Annotated in this window: 13 protein-coding genes; 9 read left to right on the forward strand and 4 right to left on the reverse strand. The window is 44.8% G+C overall.

The window, feature by feature from the left end; genetic code table 11:
- Positions 1-96 precede the first annotated feature (96 nt).
- From ACFQ2O_RS10760 to ACFQ2O_RS10800, 9 genes are all read left to right on the forward strand, one after another.
- Complete coding sequence (locus tag ACFQ2O_RS10760) at positions 97-657, forward strand: helix-turn-helix domain-containing protein (protein WP_377527158.1); 561 nt, start codon at positions 97-99, stop codon at positions 655-657.
- A gap of 432 nt (positions 658-1,089) precedes the next feature.
- Positions 1,090-1,641 carry a hypothetical protein gene (locus ACFQ2O_RS10765; RefSeq protein ID WP_377527160.1) on the forward strand — a complete coding sequence of 184 codons (552 nt, stop codon included), beginning with the start codon at positions 1,090-1,092 and terminating at the stop codon, positions 1,639-1,641.
- A 328-nt stretch (positions 1,642-1,969) separates the two neighbouring features.
- Positions 1,970-2,536, forward strand: a complete 567-nt coding sequence (locus ACFQ2O_RS10770; RefSeq protein WP_377527163.1) for a helix-turn-helix domain-containing protein — start codon at positions 1,970-1,972, stop codon at positions 2,534-2,536.
- Positions 2,537-2,828: 292 nt separating this feature from the next.
- Positions 2,829-4,292: a circadian clock protein KaiC gene (gene kaiC, locus ACFQ2O_RS10775; RefSeq protein WP_377527165.1), complete on the forward strand. Its 1,464-nt coding sequence runs from the start codon at positions 2,829-2,831 to the stop codon at positions 4,290-4,292.
- A 65-nt stretch (positions 4,293-4,357) separates the two neighbouring features.
- Complete coding sequence (locus tag ACFQ2O_RS10780) at positions 4,358-4,636, forward strand: circadian clock KaiB family protein (RefSeq protein WP_377527167.1); 279 nt, start codon at positions 4,358-4,360, stop codon at positions 4,634-4,636.
- 468 nt (positions 4,637-5,104) lie between these two features.
- Positions 5,105-6,808, forward strand: coding sequence for an Ig-like domain-containing protein (locus tag ACFQ2O_RS10785; RefSeq protein WP_377527170.1), 1,704 nt, complete (start codon positions 5,105-5,107; stop codon positions 6,806-6,808).
- 26 nt (positions 6,809-6,834) lie between these two features.
- On the forward strand, positions 6,835-8,829 hold the full coding sequence (locus tag ACFQ2O_RS10790) for an outer membrane beta-barrel protein (protein ID WP_377527175.1): 1,995 nt from the start codon (positions 6,835-6,837) through the stop codon (positions 8,827-8,829).
- Positions 8,830-9,068: 239 nt separating this feature from the next.
- Positions 9,069-11,498: a TonB-dependent receptor gene (locus ACFQ2O_RS10795; RefSeq protein WP_377527178.1), complete on the forward strand. Its 2,430-nt coding sequence runs from the start codon at positions 9,069-9,071 to the stop codon at positions 11,496-11,498.
- Positions 11,499-11,542: 44 nt separating this feature from the next.
- Entirely contained in the window at positions 11,543-12,346 is an 804-nt protein-coding gene (locus tag ACFQ2O_RS10800; RefSeq protein ID WP_377527181.1) for a hypothetical protein, read from the forward strand.
- A 241-nt stretch (positions 12,347-12,587) separates the two neighbouring features.
- Here the strand turns inward: ACFQ2O_RS10800 and ACFQ2O_RS10805 are convergent, their stop codons facing one another.
- The 4 genes from ACFQ2O_RS10805 to ACFQ2O_RS10820 all read right to left on the reverse strand — a co-directional run.
- A complete protein-coding gene (locus tag ACFQ2O_RS10805) occupies positions 12,588-13,970 on the reverse strand; it encodes an ABC transporter permease (protein ID WP_377527184.1) in 1,383 nt (460 codons plus the stop codon).
- A 1-nt stretch (position 13,971) separates the two neighbouring features.
- Positions 13,972-15,393 carry an ABC transporter permease gene (locus ACFQ2O_RS10810; RefSeq protein ID WP_377527188.1) on the reverse strand — a complete coding sequence of 474 codons (1,422 nt, stop codon included), beginning with the start codon at positions 15,391-15,393 and terminating at the stop codon, positions 13,972-13,974.
- 2 nt (positions 15,394-15,395) lie between these two features.
- Positions 15,396-16,106, reverse strand: coding sequence for an ABC transporter ATP-binding protein (locus ACFQ2O_RS10815; RefSeq protein WP_377527190.1), 711 nt, complete (start codon positions 16,104-16,106; stop codon positions 15,396-15,398).
- A 143-nt stretch (positions 16,107-16,249) separates the two neighbouring features.
- The coding region (locus ACFQ2O_RS10820) for a TonB-dependent siderophore receptor (RefSeq protein ID WP_377527192.1) at positions 16,250-18,643 on the reverse strand (2,394 nt) is incomplete at its 5' end.

The following is an 18,643-nucleotide window of genomic DNA, read 5'->3' on the forward strand; positions in this document are numbered from 1 at the left end:
TTTACAATCTATACTTTAATAAAAATTCGTTCGATTAGCGAATGGGCTGCTTTATCAGGTAATCCAGAAGAAAATCAGAAGGCATAATAGAGTTATATGATACTGTACATTAAATACATGGTGAGTTTGCGCTGTAAAATGATGGTGAAGGAAGAGCTGAATAAGCTAGGCCTGCAGTATGTGGTGGTAGACTTAGGTACTGTTGAGGTGCTTGAAGACATAACTCCTGAACAGCGCGCACTCCTGAAAAACAACCTTCTTCTTTCTGGCCTTGAACTGCTGGATGATAAGAAAAGTATTCTGATAGAGAAGATAAAGAACGTTATAATTGAAATGATTCATTACTCAGATGAATTCCCCAAAGCAAACTATTCTGACTTTATCAGCGAAAAACTAAACCACGATTATACGTACTTAGCCAACATTTTCTCTGAGGTGAAAGGCATTACCATACAGCAGTTCATCATTTTTCATAAAATTGAAAGAGTGAAAGAACTGCTGTTGTACAAAGAGCTCAATCTTACAGAAATAGCGCACCGCCTGCATTACAGCAGTGTCGCCCATTTATCAAATCAGTTTAAGAAAGTTACAGGCCTCTCCCCTTCCTTTTATAAGCAACTAAAGCAAAAGCGGCAAGCCAATCTGGAAAACATGTGATTTATGTAACATACAAATTTTACTATGTAACATTCTTCTGTCCTCACTGCCCTACTTTTGTAACATCAAAACAGGTGTGCTGCTTCAGGCACAGCTTCCGCCAGTAACGGACTTATAAAACACTCTCCTTGATTATCAGCATTAAGCACCAGCATTACCAGAAGTTTCTTTACCCCTTCTTAACAAGGCATCAACTAAGTTGTGCAGCGCTAGTACCGCCTCTCCTTTTCTAAAGCCAAGATCCCAGTATTGACTACTTGATCATCAACCTACAGCATTAAATCCATACAGGTTACGCTACTTTTCAGGGCAAAATGAATAGTAGTTTCTACAGCTCTGCACTCAAAAAAGAACCCATTGCTTTACAAGCCTGGCTATAACGTTTCCTACCTGGTGTAAATACACCCTTAACAGAAATCAATATTTTATCATATGAAAAGATTATTTACCATTGCATTAGCCATTCTATTTACCAGCTTTATTCAGTATAATGCAGTTGCCCAGGAAAAACACGGCAGCACATTAAACTTAGGTGTAGGCATTGGCGGCTACGGCGGCTACTATAAATATGCCGACCGTACCTTACCAGTTATCAGTATCAACTATGAGTTTGATGTAGCAAAGCGCTTCACACTGGCGCCTTTTATAAGCTTCTCTACTTTCTCCAACGACTACCGGAATAATAACAACTATTATACTTACCGCGAATCAGTTATTCCTATCGGTTTGAAAGGCACTTATTATTTCGATGATTTGCTACAGGCAAATTCTAAATGGGATTTTTACTTGGCCGGGTCGTTGGGTTTTGCCATTGTAAACTCTCGTTGGGATAATAAATATGATGGAGACAAAAATCATTACCGAAGCGGCAACCCTTTGTTCCTTGACCTGCACCTTGGTACAGAATATCACTTTAACAACAGAATTGGTGCCTTCCTTGATCTATCCACAGGTGTATCTACCATTGGTATTGCCATACATTAATCAACTATAGCCTGAAAGCATTTCCCTGTCCTGTTACTGATGTACCGATTTTAAAACCGGACATAATTTCAGGATAGGGAAATTTGTTTAACTGGCTGACATAGGCCCTCATAATGTGGGAAAGGCTTTGAAGAATTATTATACTTAATTGTGTAATGAATTAATGCTTGAATTTAAACGTCATAAGTATATATCACAGAACCTGTTTTACATTTTCCTGTAAGACCCTGATCTCATTGCTCATCACTTCGCACCAGGTTCTGATCAGTTTGCCAGCAGCAGCGCCGCACCGTACTCCCGGATTTGAGTATGCACTTTAAGAACAAAAATGAAACTTTATATAAAGTACATGGTCAGTAACCGCTGCAAGGCACTCGTGCAGGAAGAGCTTCTAAGCCTTGGGCTGCAATCAGAATATATAGTTGTTGATTTAGGAATGGTTGACTTACATAAGGATATCACTGACATTCAGTTAGAGCAGCTAAAAGACAACCTAAGTAAAGCTGGGCTTGAACTGCTTGATGATAGCAAAAGCAAACTTATCGATAAGATAAAGGCGCTGATCACAGACATGATTCATTCTTCTGAAGAACAACCGAAGGTGAACTACTCTGTCTACATCAGCGAAAAACTAGGATATAACTATACCTATCTGGCCAACATCTTCTCCGAAGTAAAAGGCATCACTATTCAGCAGTTCATCATCATTCATAAGATAGAGAAAGCAAAAGAGCTGCTGTTTTATGATGAACTCTCTCTTACCGAAATAGCCCACCGCCTGCATTACAGCAGTGTTGCCCATCTATCCAGCCAGTTCAAAAAAGTAACTGGTCTCTCTCCTTCATTTTACAAGCATATTAAGGACAAACGGGAAGGTGTTTTGGATAACCTGTAAAATTTGAAACATACTAGAAGATATATGTAAAGTTTTCATCTGGCATTCCCCGCATCTTTGTGCACCCTATAGTATGACAAATTCATCCTATCAGGGTGCATTTATTTTGTCTGACTTTTCAGGATTCGGTTACTTATCCTTACCACGGGTTATGGGACCGAAAGGCTTGAATACAAATTTATCCGTCTGCATTGTTTTACATCAAGCTCACTTCAAACTTCCTGTCATGGTAACTCCTCGACCTGAAAGTACGACTCCATACTTCTACCTTCAATACCATTTAGGCATGCCTATGAATCTGAAAAAACTAATAACCGGAAATACTTCTTTCGATCATATTTCTCATGGTGGGCTGCCAATAGGAAGAACTACCCTGGTAGCTGGTAGCTCCGGCAGCGCCAAGACCCTTTTTGCTGCACAGTTTCTAGCAATGGGTATTATGTTATTTGATCAGCCTGGAGTTTTTGTCACGTTTGAAGAACAGGTTGATGATATCCGCAGAAACCTGAAAAGCTTTAACTGGGACATCGACACCTGGGAAAAAGAAGGCAAATGGATATTTGTGGATGCCGCCCCTAAAGAGGAGGTAATCATCGCGGTTGGAGATTTTGACTTGAGCGCGTTCAGAATCAGGCTTGAAAGAGCCGTAAAAAAATGTAATGCGCAACGTGTGGTTATCGATTCCATCGGCAGCATCTTCACTCAATTTCACGAGGAGATGCATGCCATCAGGCGCGAACTGATACAGGTAACACTAACTTTAGCACGCTTAGGCGCTACCTCTATTATAACGGCAGAGCGGCTGGAAGAATACGGTAGAATTACGCGCTTTGGGGTTGAAGAATTTCTGACGGACAATGTAGTTATACTACGCAATGTATTGCACAACGAAAAACGCCGCAGAACCATTGAGATTCTAAAATTCAGGGGAAGTAACCACGAGAAAGGCGAGAACCCGTTTTCCATCAATCCTGAGAAAGCCATTGTTATCATTCCTTTGTCAGCCATGAACCTGAAGCACCTCTCTACTCATGTGCGTGTTACTTCTGGAATTCCTAAACTTGATGAAATGATTAACGGCGGGTTTTACAAAGGCTCCATTAATTTGATTTCGGGCGCAATTGGAGCTGGTAAAACATTGCTGGTAGCCAACTTTGTAAACGGCATCCGCGCTAAACAGGAACGCTGCCTGCTTCTGGCATTTGAAGAAAGTGATGAGCAGCTATACCGTAATGCAGCAGGCTGGGGTATAAACTTTAAACAACTCGAAGAAGAAGGATTGCTGAAAGTGATTTGCCTTTATCCTGAAATTTCATCACTGGAAGATCATTTCATCAATATCCAGGAAATAGTAAAAGACTTTAAACCGGATAGAATTGCGATTGATAGTTTATCAGCACTGTCGCGCACTTCCTCCGACAAAGGATTTAGAGAGTTTATCATTGCCTTTACCTCCTACCTGAAACACCATGAAATAACGGGTATGTTTACCTCCAACACGCCCTTGCTGGCAGGCGGAACATCCGATACGGAAGGCAACATCTCCCCTATCACAGACTCTATTATTCTGCTGCGCTATGTAGAGATGAACGGAGAAATGCAACGCAGCATAGCGGTGCTTAAAATGCGCGGCTCTAAACATGATTCCTCCATCAGGCAATTTTCTATTACAGAGCAAGGCGCTGAGATAGGTAAGAATTTTGCAGGTATCAGCGGCATCCTGACTGGCAACCCGATGCTGATCAAACTTGAATAACACTTTATTAAAGTACACCTATTCCGGTGTTTACCGGAACTTTTAGCCAAACCAACAAGATGAGCATGCATGAATTTCAGCTCTTTATTAACGGGCATAGCCTTAATTCTATCGAGGCCGTGGACACACTTTTAAAAAAATGCAAAGAAAATTTAAATGGTAATTATAAACTTGAAATCATTGATATTCAAGAAAATCCGGACAGAGCGGAGGAAGCAGGCATCATTGCCATACCTACCCTAATCAGGATGAAACCAACACCCATAAACCGCATTATAGGCGCCCTAAATGTTAGAAGCCGCGTGCTGGCCGGACTAGGAATTTCGAGTATGCATACAGTATAAACCTGCAGGCAATGCTGTACGCTTTTCAACAGTATAGCATTGCTTTTAGGTAAAGATGTGCAGCATATAATGAAAGACATTCCTTACTTCCTGTTCCTGTCCTAAAGGCATGTCTATACTCTTCATGCTTTACGCTGCAAACTTATTGTAACTGAACCTGGCTTACGTTTTTCTCGCCCCGGAGCGCTACTATGAGGCTCTAAAACAGCTTTGCCAGAACCCTTTCTATTCAGCTTTCGCTTGTCATAACGAGTTGTAAACAGGCTCCGATACGCTAACTGAAGCCAGCGGCAAATTTGGCTTTTCTCAGAACATGTGATATATGTAACATATTGATTTTAGTATGTTACACATCGCGCGCTACAAGCCCTCATCTTTGTATTATTAAATACTGCCGTGCTTTATAAAGATGCACGCACCCGCCAGTAACGGAAAATTAATACAAACACATTGAATTTAAGAAAACTAATGACTACCCTGGCTTTAGCTACGGTTGTTGTGATTGCCGGATGTAAAGAAGATACATTCATCGAAAGCTTTGGGGTTTGCCCTGTTGTTTTAAGTACCACTCCTACAGACGGAGCCACTGAAGTGCCTCTTGAATCTCTGGTAACCGTTACTTTTAACGAGGAAATGAACCCGGAGACGATTACCCAGACATCCTTCACCTTGTTGGGAGCAGAAAAAATTTCTGGCAAAATAACTTATAACACTAAAACTAACACGTTAACATTCGTTCCGGAAAACAAGCTGGCATACGCCACTACGTATACTGGCAGAGTAGCCACATCTGTGAAAGATAAGTTGGGCAATGCCCTACAAAGAGATTACGTCTGGACATTTAGTACCGGCGCACTTGTTTCGCCTGTGGTTATTTCTACTGACCCAGACAACAAGGCAACAGATATCTCGCTGAGTAAAGCACTAATTGCTTCTTTCAGCGTCCCTATGGATCCGTTGACGCTGAACACAAACACGTTCACTGTAAAGCAAGGTGCGACAGTAGTTGCAGGAGCAGTAACCTATTCAGGTACTACGGCTGTCTTTACACCTGCTAACAAGCTGACTGAAAACATGGTTTATACTGCAACCATTACTACTGGTGCCAAAAACACAGAAGGCAACCCATTAGAGAGCAGTTATAAGTGGACCTTCACGACTATACTTAATACGGTACCTACGGTTACCGCTACCGACCCTACCAACCAAGCTACTGGTGTGGCTCTAGACAAAGTGATTGCTGCACGTTTTAGCGAAGGCATGAATCCTACAACCATTACGGCAACGTCCTTTACTTTAAAAACAGGAACAACAACAGTGGCTGGCAATATCAGCTACACAGGCACTACGGCAAGTTTCAATCCTGCCAATAACCTGTCTGCTAACACTACCTACACGGCGACCATCACAACCGCAGCTAAGAGCACAAATGAGGTGGCCTTAACCAGCAACTATACGTGGACATTTACAACGGTAGCGAACAATACGTCGCAACCAGGCTCACCGGCCATGGGAGTTGATTTAAAAACTGCGGGCCGCTTCGGCATCTTTGCAGGTGTTGGCATCAGTAACAACGCTGGGTTCAGTGAAATCAGAAATATGGATGTAGGTATAACACCGGGTGTCCGCTCTTCGGTAACAGGATTCCCGCCATCCATTGTGGTGAATGGTGCTATTTATGCCTCCGATGACATGGCACCTCCGGGCACTGCCGCCATGTTATTACAGGCGAAGCAGGATCTGCTGGAAGCTTACCTCTTTGCTGAAGGCGCATCTTCTCCAGCACCAGCCACCGTAGCCGGCGATCAGGGAGGCAAAACACTTGCACCGGGTATTTACAAATCAACCTCTACATTGTTGATACAGGCCGGTGATCTTACACTTGATGCAAAAGGCGACCCGAACGCAGTATGGATCTTCCAGATAGCTTCAGACTTTACCACAGTTGGTGGCGCAGGCGGCAACATTATACTTACAGGCGGCGCACAGGCTAAGAATATCTACTGGCAAACAGGCAGCTCTGCTACCATCGGCGACGGCACAACCTTCAAAGGAAACGTGCTTGCCCTAACCTCTATCACCATGAATTCTGGTGCCAGAGCAGTAGGTAGAATGCTGGCGCTGAATGGCGCAGTAGTAATGACCAACACCAACATCATCGAGAAGCCTTAATCAACACGAAAATGATTATCAAAAATATGAATACCGGATCGCGCCATGCGTGGTCCCGCTCTAAGCTTACGCTCACAAGTATAGCGTTAAGTACCTTACTGATCACCGGAATACAGGCACAAACACAGGCGCAGTATACACCGTTCACGAATCCATCGTGGTGGTTTGGTGCAGCAGCCGGTGCAAACTTTAACTTCTACAACGGTTCTACCCAGAAGCTGAACGCGCAGCAAAGGCCGCCGGTAGCATTTCATGAAGGCGATGGCATCGGGCTTTTCGCGGCACCACTTATAGAATACCGTCCTCTGGAGTCAAGATGGGGGCTTATGCTGCAAACAGGCTACGACAGCCGCAGAGGTACTTTTGAGCAACAAATTACCCCATGTGATTGCCCTGTGGACCTAAGCACCAAGTTAAGCTATATCACAGTGGAGCCAAGCCTGCGTTTCGCTCCATTCAAAACATCAGGCTTCTATTTGATGGGTGGTCCGAGACTGGCTTTTAATGTAAAAAAGGAGTTTAGGTACGAGCTTGGGATTAACCCGGCTTACCCGGATCAGGAAAAGAACCCTGTTGTAAATGGCAACCTGAGCGATGTTAAACAAACGCTTCTGTCGATGCAGGTTGGTGCCGGTTACGACATTCCGCTAAACTCACAGGATAATCGCAACCAGTTCATTCTTTCTCCTTTTGTAACGTACCAGCCGTACTTTGGCCAGTCGCCGCGCAGCATTGAGACTATGACGGTGAATACGCTACGTGTAGGTGCCGCCCTAAAATTTGGAAGAGGAAAACCGAACACAACAGCTGCAACAAGCGATGTGCAGTTCTCGGTTAACTCCCCTACCAACATTGCGGCAGACAGAAGAGTAAGAGAGACATTCCCGCTTCGTAACTATGTTTTCTTTAACCAAGGTTCTACTGCCATTCCAGATCGTTATGTGCTGTTAGAGAAAAGCCAGGTAAAAGACTTCAAAGAAGATCAACTGGAAGTGTTTACTCCAAAATCTTTGTCTGGCCGTTCGGAACGCGAGATGACAGTATACTATAACGTACTCAATATTTTGGGTGACCGCTTAGGTAAAAACCCATCAGCAAGTATAACCTTGGTAGGTTCGTCTGAAAATGGCCCGCAAGAAGGTAAAGTAATGGCTGAAACAGTGAAAAGTTACCTGGTGAACATATTCGGTATTGAAGCTTCGCGTATCAGTATAGAAGGACGCAGCAAACCTAAACTGCCTTCGGAACAACCCGGTGGCACAAAAGAACTGGAACTGCTACGTGAAGGCGACCGTCGTGTCTCTATTGAGAGTAATTCACCAGCCTTGCTGATGGAATTCCAGAGTGGCCCGGAAGCTGCTTTGAAACCAGTAGAAATCAAGGCCATACAGGAAGCACCGCTTGACTCCTACGTTACCTTTACTGCTGTTGGCTCAGACAAAGCCTATACTTCATGGTCTATGGAGATAACAGATGATAAAGGTACCATTCAGAACTTTGGTCCTTATATGCAGGATAGTGTAAGCATACCCGGCAAATCCATCTTAGGAGAACGCCCTAAAGGTACTTACCTGGTGACCATGCTAGGCACAAAGGCCGATGGTAGCATCGAGAAGAGAGAGGCTACTGTTAATATGGCACTGTGGACGCCAGCTAAAGACGAAGAAGGACAGCGCTACAGTGTGCTTTATGAGTTCAACGACTCTAAGGCCATCAGCACCTATGAGAAATATCTGACCGAGATCGTAACGCCTAAAATACCACAGGGCGGCAAGGTGATCATCCATGGTCATACAGACATTATCGGTGATGAAACGAAGAACAGGAATCTCTCTTTAGCTAGAGCCAATGATGTGAAAAGAATCATCGAAAACAGCCTGGCTAAAGCAGGTAGAAAAGATGTGACTTTTGAGGTGCAGGGGTTTGGTGAAGATCTCAACCTGGCTCCTTTCAACAACAAACTTCCAGAAGAGCGTTTTTATAACCGCACTGTTATAATCGATATTATTTCTGGAAAATAGGTAATCCGTTTATTTATTGCTCAAAAGCTGTCTGGTTTATACCTGGCAGCTTTTTTTGTTTTATCTCACTACAATTACATATGGTATGACTAGCACTGTATTCTGCCTTTCTTAAAGCAAACTATCTTTTGTTGTATGTCAGCAAATAAGACAGTTACGGATACTCAGCTTTTAAATGCACTTTTAAACAATCTTACAGAATACCTGTAATAAGAGCATCTTTAAACTCCATCTATATTATGAGATTTATACTTGTGTTTGCCTTGTTATTGCCGACGCTCGCCTTTGCACAATCAGGTATAATTACCGGAACGGCACGCGACCGCAATACGCAGGAGCCGCTAATAGGTGTGTCGGTGCAGGTGGTGGGAAGCCAACTGGGCACGGTAACCAACGAGAAAGGTGCTTTCAGGATAGAAAGTATACCTGTAGGAAGTTACACAGTGCAGAGTTCTTACATCGGATATCAGCCACAGTCCAGGTTTAACGTGAACGTGACAGTAGGCAATGTGCAGATACTAAATTTTGAAATGGCACCTGCCGCCAGCCAGCTGCAACAGGTAGAAGTAGTAGCCAACCGCAGGCAAAGTGCCGCTGTGGCCGACCTGGTGACGCCACTCTCGGTGCAGAGCCTGACGACAGAAGAGATTCGCAGCAACCCCGGCGGCAATTTCGACATATCGAAGGTAGTGCAGGTACTGCCGGGTGTAGCTACCAACGGCACAGGAGGCGGCAGCCGCAACGACTTGATTATTCGAGGTGGCGCACCTAACGAGAACGTTTACTACATCGATGGCATTGAGATTCCGCTCATCAACCACTTTACTACACAAGGAAGTGCGGGAGGGGCCACAGGCATACTTAATGTTTCTTTCATCGAAGACCTGAAACTGAGTTCTTCTGCTTTTGATGCACGCTATGACAATGCGTTGGCATCCGTTTTTGAGTTCAGGCAGCGCTATGGCAACCCGGAGCGTTTTTCGGGTAATGTGCGTCTGAGCGGCTCTGAGTTTGCCACCACCTTAGAAGGCCCTGTAGGAGCAAAAACAACGTATCTTTTGTCGGCACGCAGGTCATACCTGCAGTTTCTGTTCAAGCTGCTCGACCTGCCCATCCGCCCGAATTACTGGGATTTTCAATATAAAGTAGACCATAAACTAAACGACAAAACATCCATCTCTTTTATAGGTGTAGGCGCGATAGATGATTTCTCTTTTGGAGTGCCGCGAGAAAGCACTCCTGAAAATGAGTACATCCTGCGCTCTACCCCCTACATCAACCAATGGAATTATACAACGGGCGTAGCTGTGAAAAGGCTTGTAAATGATGGCTACATAAACCTGGCCCTGAGCCGCAATGCCTTCGACAATGCCCTGACCAAGTATGAGGCTGCCGAAGAAGGGGAAAACCGCGTGTTTACACTAAACTCCAGCTCCCGCGAAACAGAGAATAAGCTGCGACTGGACGTGAGCAAGTATAAAAACGGCTGGCGGTATGCTTATGGCGTGTCGGGGCAGTACGCCCAGTTTAAGAATGATATTTACAGCGTGATCCGAAAGGAGCTGCGCGATGAGCAGAATAACCTGGTACAACCGGGCGTGACGCTGGATTACGATACTAAGCTAGATTTCTTTCGTTACGGTGCCTTCGGGCAAGTGTCCCGATCGGTGCTGGACAATAAACTGGGGCTTTCGCTGGGTATTCGCACCGACATGAATTCTTTTACCGATGAGGGAAATAACCCGCTGAACACACTATCTCCGCGCCTGGCTCTCTCCTACTTGCTAAACGATAGATGGACTATAAATGCATCCTCGGGCATCTACTATAAACTGCCCACTTATACTGTACTGGGTTACCAGCAGAATGGAGCTTACCTGAACAAGCAAGCCGATTACATCAGGTCTATCCACTACGTGCTGGGTACAGAGTTTCTGCCGCGCCAGGACTTACGCTTCACCCTGGAAGCCTTCTACAAAGACTACGGCAATTACCCTGTCTCTATTCGGGATGGCATTTCGCTGGCGAACCAGGGCGGCGACTTTGGCGCTATCGGCAACGAGGCCGTAGCTACAAACGGAAAAGGCAGAGCCTACGGAGCAGAAGTATACCTCCAGAAAAAGCTGACTGGTACGGTGTTTTCCGTACTATCTTATACCTATGTGGTGAGTGAGTTCTCTGGTCTGGATGGCGAGTACGTATCCAGCGCCTGGGATTACCGCCACCTGGTATCGGGTTTGTTGGGCAAGAAGCTGCCGCGCAACTGGGAGTTCGGGGCTAAGTATAGGTTTGCCGGTGGTGCGCCAGCCACACCATTCGACCTGGAGGCATCGCAACGAAACTACGCATCTTTGGGAACGGGCATACTTGACTACGACAGACTAAACTCGGAGCGCCTGCAGCCCTTCAGCCAGCTTGATGTACGCATAGATAAAAAGTGGAATTTCAATCGAATTACACTCGACCTGTTTTTGGATATAGCTAATGTACTGGGCAGCAACACTCCTGGCTTCGAGCGTTATACTTTCCAGCGCAACGATGACAACTCTGGTTTTGCCACCACCGACAATAACCCGCTGCGCCTGGATGGCAGCAACGCCATTCCGGTAGTCCTTGAAAACAATGATGGCAACCTTGTGCCGACATTAGGTTTTATAGTTGAATTCTAATCTTCTCCGTAAAGTATAAATCTCTGTAAATCCGTACGTATACTATGAAAAACGTTAAGACACTAGCTATACTTAATACCCTGTTCTTCCTGCTGCATTTTGTGCCTTCGCAGCTTACGCAGTTTGAGGTATTTAACAGCCAAACCATCGGCGATATATCTGATAAGTATCCAGCACTTTTCACACCTGCAGGCATTACTTTCTCTATATGGGGCGTGATTTACCTGGGCCTATCCATCTTCTGTATCTACCATTTAATTAAGGCTTATAAAGAGCCTGCTGCACATGAGGCAAATGCAGATCTGCAGCGCCTGGGTTATCTTTTTATGGTGAATAACCTAGCAACCGGCCTCTGGACTATTGCCTGGGTGAACGAGTGGCTGCTGATCTCGGTGGTGCTTATACTTACCCAGTTGGTAACGCTGCTGGCTATGCACCTTCGGCTGGGTATATTTAATGCTAACCGTTCTGCAGCCTCCCGTTGGTTTACACAGGTGCCGCTCAGTTTATACTTTGGCTGGATCATTATTGCCACGGTAGCCAACATCAGTTCTGCCCTGGTCGATTTAGGATGGGATGGCTTCGGTATGAGTGAAGGGCTCTGGACCACCATCATGATCATTGCAGCCACTTTGATAGTAGTATTTGTTCTCTTTACAAGATCAAACCCTTTTGTAGGTTTAGTAGGCGTATGGGCACTCTATGGCATTATTTTGAAACATCGTGATATCAACGTGGAGGCAAGTTCACAGATCATTACAACGGCGTGGATGGGTTTAGCCGTGGTTGCGCTAGTAGTGCTGTATATCTTATTCAGAAATGCCACTGTCGTTAGGAATAATAGTTAAGCTTTTCCCTCGGCAGAATTCAGTGTTCAATCTTGTTTAGTATAATAAGCTTATGATTCACAACATCATGCAGGAGTAAAACATCAGCAAGGTCTATCAAGCTAAAAGAGCCACAGGTAGCTCTTTTAGCTTGATAGACCTTGCTGATGGAGAAGTTTCCAGGTGAAACTTCATGAAATGGAAATAGGTTTCACCTACTTATAAAGCATATCAGAAGTAATAAGCTATACTTTCATAGCAATCACTGTACACTCAGCTTATTAATTCTGAAAAGCAGTAAGCCTGCAACAAATACTACAAGCACACTTCCAGGTAGTTTCAACAGTCCACCAGCAGCTGTAGCGAGATCGGGGGAACTAGTAAAACTATGCTTTGGTTCATGATTGAAATCAGCATGTGTAAAAGCCACCTGCTTAAACAGGAAAGGGTAATAAAACTCCCGCAGCGCATCATGATAAGCAGTTGCACTTTGCAGAAAAGCTACGTGTGCCGGTAAATCAGAGCCAGCCATTGCATTAAGAATTCCCTGCACATTTACAGGCGGTGAAATAAGATTTAGCTCCTCTACCAGCTTATGCCGCGCCAGCAGACTTTCTTTATAGTCCCTTGCTAACGCCTCTACTGCCACATCTCCTAAATGGTGAAAAGCATAATACCAACGCCAGGCAAAGCGCCCTTGAATTTCGGTAGTATCAGTCCATTCCGGGTACAGGGCAAAGAATTTTTTCATCGTTTCCTGCTTTGGCTTGTCCCATCCGCCATGCACTACCTCCCGCTGTTTTATAGTTAAATCCAGCGCCTGTGGCACAGGTTGTTTTACAGCTACATATACATTCAATAGTGCCGGAATAATTATAGTTAGCAACAGCCATACACCCAGCAGTGAAACTGCATTGAAAGCAGAATTCTTTTGCAAAGCTGCCACCACGAAAGCTATACCAAACCAAAAAAGACAGTATAGTATAACTACGCTTAGCCATATAAATAACCGTACATCAGCTATTACCTGCCCCCATACCATGGCTACTACTGATAAAAGCAGCGCAAGTCCCAGCACTATCATCAGCCGAAAAGTAAGCTTTGCCCCTACTACCAAAGGTAAACTAATGGGCTGCGACAACAATAGCGGCAGTGTTCCCTGCTCCTTTTCCGCCGAAAGAATGTTAAAGCACAAGCCTATGATGAGCAGGGGAAACAAGTATACCAACACAAAAGCCAGATCGAAGTTACCTGCCAATACCTTCAGCGGGTTTACATTATCTGTATCATACAGCTGGGATTGCAGGTTAAGGAGCCGCAGTTTTATATAAATTGGATTGACATCGCGCTGCCCCATGGAGAGACTGGCCCAGGAGTCTGGGTAGTTAACGGCATAGGTAGAATGGTAGTAACCGATATCTCCCGCGTCGGCCTCTCCCGGAAACTTCAGCTTCATTTCCTCCACGTTATGCTCTGTCAGCACATCCAGGGCTGCTATGTTTTCCCGCTGCCTTTCTATGGCTGTGGTGCCGTAGTATATACCATATAAGCCAGCCACTAAAATAAGCGTAGTCAGAATCAGCAAACCTTTATCGGCCCGAAAATTGAGCCATTCGTATTTTATCAGTATCCGAAATATCTTCATTTTATGCTACTTTAGTTAAGTCGATCAGCTTCATTCCTACCGTACTCACCAGCACCAGCCAAAACAGCAGGGCAGTAATTGCTACCACATGGTGCCCTAGCGCCCAACCAACACCAGGCAACTCATAAGTAAAAGGTTTAAATTCTTTCCAGGTGTCGCTGCTCAGACGTGTTTCCTTATCGCCATGCTTTATTCTTGTCGTTTGAATATGGTTTAGCCCTTGTGCCAGGTCATACCGGTATTGCTCAGCCATGTTCTGGAAGTGTACATAGTGGCTAAAATCAGACCCGGCCATACCCATCGATAAATGGCGCACTGCTAAGTATGGATTTAACATGCCCGCCCATTCTGAAATGCTGTTCTGTTTCTGATAGATCTCTGTCAGCTCATCAAAATGCTCTTTATACACACGGCTACTATGCTCCTCTCCTGCTGCCATCAAAATACCATCCAGGTTAACAGGAAGTTCTTCTACTGTAGCAACCCCATACTTCTTCAGAATCTCTTGTTTTAGTGCTTCCGAGCGTTCGTCATGTGCATTGTGTCCATTTACACCATTTTCTACCTCTTCATGTACATCTGCATCCATTTGCGCCTTAGTTGGCGTAGTATATAAAGTTGCACCCAGGTTAGCTGAGGCTTTCGGGATGATAACGCAGCACAACATCCATATACCCAATAAGGTCACTAAAGCTGTACTTGATCGCTGATGAAGCGCCGACACGACCACCGACAATACAATAAAAATAAAGAAGTAAATCAGGTAAAAAATCACAAAAAGTAATAGTCTGGCTATTACATCAACACCTACTTCAAAACTGCCTCTACCAAACAACAACAGGCTAGCCAGCATTAAAGCAGGTGCCACAACTAAAATCACCACTTTACTGTAACCTAGAATTTTGGCCCAGGCAACCGCCCGAAGTGTTACACCTTGGCTAAGCAGTAGCTTGAGTGTACCTGTCTCCTTCTCCTGTGTAAAGGCTCCAAAGCACAGAAATATAATGAGCAGCGGAATGAGCATCTGGAGCACAAAGGCAACAGTCATTTCTCCAAAGCGAATCAACGAAGAAGATTGCTGTGCCTGGCTAAAGTTGGCGCTGTTTTGCTTGTGTGCTTCCATAAAGACGGAAGCACCCGTGTAGGAGTCTATTCCAAAATCCAGAAAGCTTATACTAGACTTTGGCCTAAAGGCATAGGAGCCATAGTGTGCCATGCGGTGTGGATGGCGTTCTTCGGAGTTGGCGAACTGATTATTCACCGTCTGCTGAGCTACCTGGCGCTCTTCCTGTATAGTGTTATAGCTATGCAGCCCCACAACAGTTGCAGAAAGTAACAGCAGCAGCACGATCAGGCTTAGTGCAACAAAGCGTTTGTCGCGCAGCGTGCTTACGAATTCTTTTTTAGCGATGCTTCGTACCATTCTTAACTATGCATGTGGTTTAAGTATAGCTTTTCCAGCTCGTTTGCCTCCAGGTCCGCAGCTGGCAGTACATCTACCAGTTCTCCTTCCCGCATAATACCAACTCGGGTTCCCACTTCTTTAGACCTGAATATATCATGTGTAGCCATGAAGATAGCTGTACCAGCATTGCTTAAATGCAACAGCAACTTTGAGAACTCGTTGCTGGCTTTTGGGTCTAGGCCAGAGGTTGGCTCATCTAGTAGCAGCACCTTGGCATGTTTGGCTACAGCAATGGCTATACCCACTTTCTGGCGCATACCTTTAGAATAAGCCCCTACTCTCCTGCCTGCCGCTTCAGCTGGAAGCCCGGCGTTTAGGAGGTACTGCATCAAATCATCTCTTGAATAATCAAAGCCTGCCAGGCTACTGAATAACGCCAGGTTTTCTAAGCCCGTTAGGTTTGGGTACAGCATCACGTTTTCAGGTATATAAGCCAGGTATTCCTTCACCTTTGTCACATTTGTAGCTACTTCATAGCCATTGATATAAGCTGCACCCGAAGTTGGCTTAATAAATCCGAGAAGCAGGTTAATTGTGGTGGACTTCCCGGCGCCATTTTGCCCCAGCAGGCAGAAGATTTCCCCAGACTTAATTTGCAGGTTCAGCCCTTTCAGCGCCAGCTTATCCTGGTATTCTTTTCGCAGTTGTTTAGCTTCTAATACTATATTCATAAGTTGTAATGTTTTTGAATGAGGTTTTATGCAGCAAGTCTTTGCCGCTGATGCAAGGCCAGACTCGTGCTCCTGAAATTTTCTGATGATACTAAAAATAACTTCAGGCTATAGCTCTACTCCCGGCACAGTTTTAAGCCATGTCAAAAAGTGTAGCCTATAGTTGTCATGAAGTTTCTTGGAGCACCTGGGCTGGCACGGAAGTAATCGTAGCCGCCAACAAAATACTGCTCGTCCAGCACATTATTAAGGTTGAAGCTGAATTTGAATTTGTTGACGTTATAGAACAAAGCAGCGTTAGCCACTGCGTAGGACGGCCAGTAATCCCAAATGAGTTCTCCTGAGCCCACACTGTTAACCTGTATCTCCATGCGCCGACGGCTTAAATAATTGCCTCCGATAGCCAGACCAACTCCTCGTAAGGCTGGCGAAGTAAAGGTATACTTTGCCCACAACCCGGCAGAGTGCCTTGGAGCATTGGCAGCCATCATTCCAGTTTCAGCAACTACATCGGCATTAAGCACCTCCGTATGGTTAAAAGCATAACTAGCATTTAAATTAAGGTTAGCCATGATGTTACCAGTTAACTCAAGTTCAGCACCTTGAGAGCGGGCTTTCCCGTTTTGCCTGTAGACAGGATTTCCTTCATCCGTAAATAGACCTGTATTTACCAATGTATTGCGCTTTTCTATCTGATAAACAGCTAGTGTTGCGAATAAAGCTTTTTGAAAGAATTCTCCTTTAAAACCTGTTTCCATCTGATAGCTGGTTTCGTTACTAAAGGGCTCAGTGCGTCCGTAGCGTTCAGGATATTTGATATATTGTGGATTTATTGGCCTGAAACCCTGGCTGTAACTGGCAAAGTAGTTTAGGTTATCAAGTAGTGCATAAGTCAGCCCCGCTCTTGGCAGTAGCACATTTTGCAGAATTTTTTCCTCTCCGTCGCCATAGTCCCGCTCATCTCTGAACATTTCGTAGCGAAGCCCCAAAAGCAAACCTAATCTCGCAGTTACATCCAGCTGGTCCTGTACATAAAGCCCTGTGGTGTGGTAAACGCTGTTTATGTAATCAGTAAAGAACTGCGGTATTGGTCGCCTGATATAGTTACTGGCATCTTTGATCTCATACGCAGGGTTTTTCAGATCAAAAGTTAAAGGTACGGCTTCACCATTAATCAGCTGCTGACGCGCCTCAAACATGGTGCTGTTCTTGTCAGTATCAAACTTTACATAATCTGCTCCCACAACAAGCTTATGCTGAAGGCTACCCGTGTTTCCTGTTAAAGAGAAGTATGACGAGAAGTTATCGGTATACTCCTTAGCCAGCCGTTCAAAGTAGCGTAGATTCATGACTGTGTTCAGCGGCGCATCCGCAAACGTATTCAGCGTGCGATGCTCTTTGATATCTTCGGAGTAAGCAAACTTCATGTATGCAGCGTTGAACGAGAGGTATTTGCTGATTTGGTGATTGAGCGAGGCGTTGAGAGAAAGATCCTTTACTTTAAAATGATCGTTAGGCTGATTTACTGCAAAGGATAGTGGAAGCGCATATAAATCCCCGCCTTGAATAGGCAAACCTCTATCTAAGTAACCATCGAAGCTGCTGTATACCACCTCAGCATTGATGCTGGTTTTCTGTGTAGGACGGAAAGTAACAGTTGGGGCAATGATAAATGACTGTCGATCGTTTACATCCCGAAAAGTCTTAGTGTCCTCGTAACCAAGATTCAGGCGGTACAGCAGACTTTTATCCTCGTTTAGCGAGCCAGTAAAATCGAGCGTAGAGCGCATGGTTTGGAAACTTCCAACAGAGAAGCTGACAGCTTTACGATCATCTTCGAGCGGTTTTTTTGTCACCATATTGATGGTGCCACCAGGATTTATATCACCAAACAGAGCCGCACCCGGTCCTTTTAGCACTTCCACCCTTTCAAGGTTTACAGTGAGAGGCACGCGAAAGAAGCCGTTACCATAGCTGTAGCCTGAGCGAAGTCCGTTCACTAAACGAAATCCGCTTTCATAGCCGTTTCTAAACCCGCGTACTGTCAGGTCATCATAGCTGGAATATTGGTTTACGCCTGCTACATTTTGCACCACGTCATTCAGCGTAAATGCCTGCTGATCATCCATCAGTTCCTTGGTAACCGTAGAAATTGTTTGCGGCACATCTATCACCAGAGAAGCTGTTTTTGTACCAATAAAGCTATACTCGCTCTTATAGGTTGTTTCTTTTCTTCCCAAGACTTCCACCTCCTGCAAGGCATTGGAGCTGGCTTGCAACCTGAATGTAACTACAGCGACAGGGGCATCTGTACTCAAAGAGACTTGCCTGGCTTCCTCTTCAAAACCTAACCCCTTCACCACAACTGTATACTGGCCAAATGGCAGATTAGAGATTTTAAAAGAACCATCAGGAGCAGTAACACCAGCCTGGCTACTCTCTTTTATAAGTATAGAAACTCCTTCAATTAATTTTCCATTGCCTACCGTTGCAGTGCCACGGATAGATCCAGATGCTTGAGCCATTACCTCCAGCTG

It is taken from the genome of Pontibacter rugosus (assembly GCF_042678745.1).
GTDB lineage: Bacteria > Bacteroidota > Bacteroidia > Cytophagales > Hymenobacteraceae > Pontibacter > Pontibacter rugosus.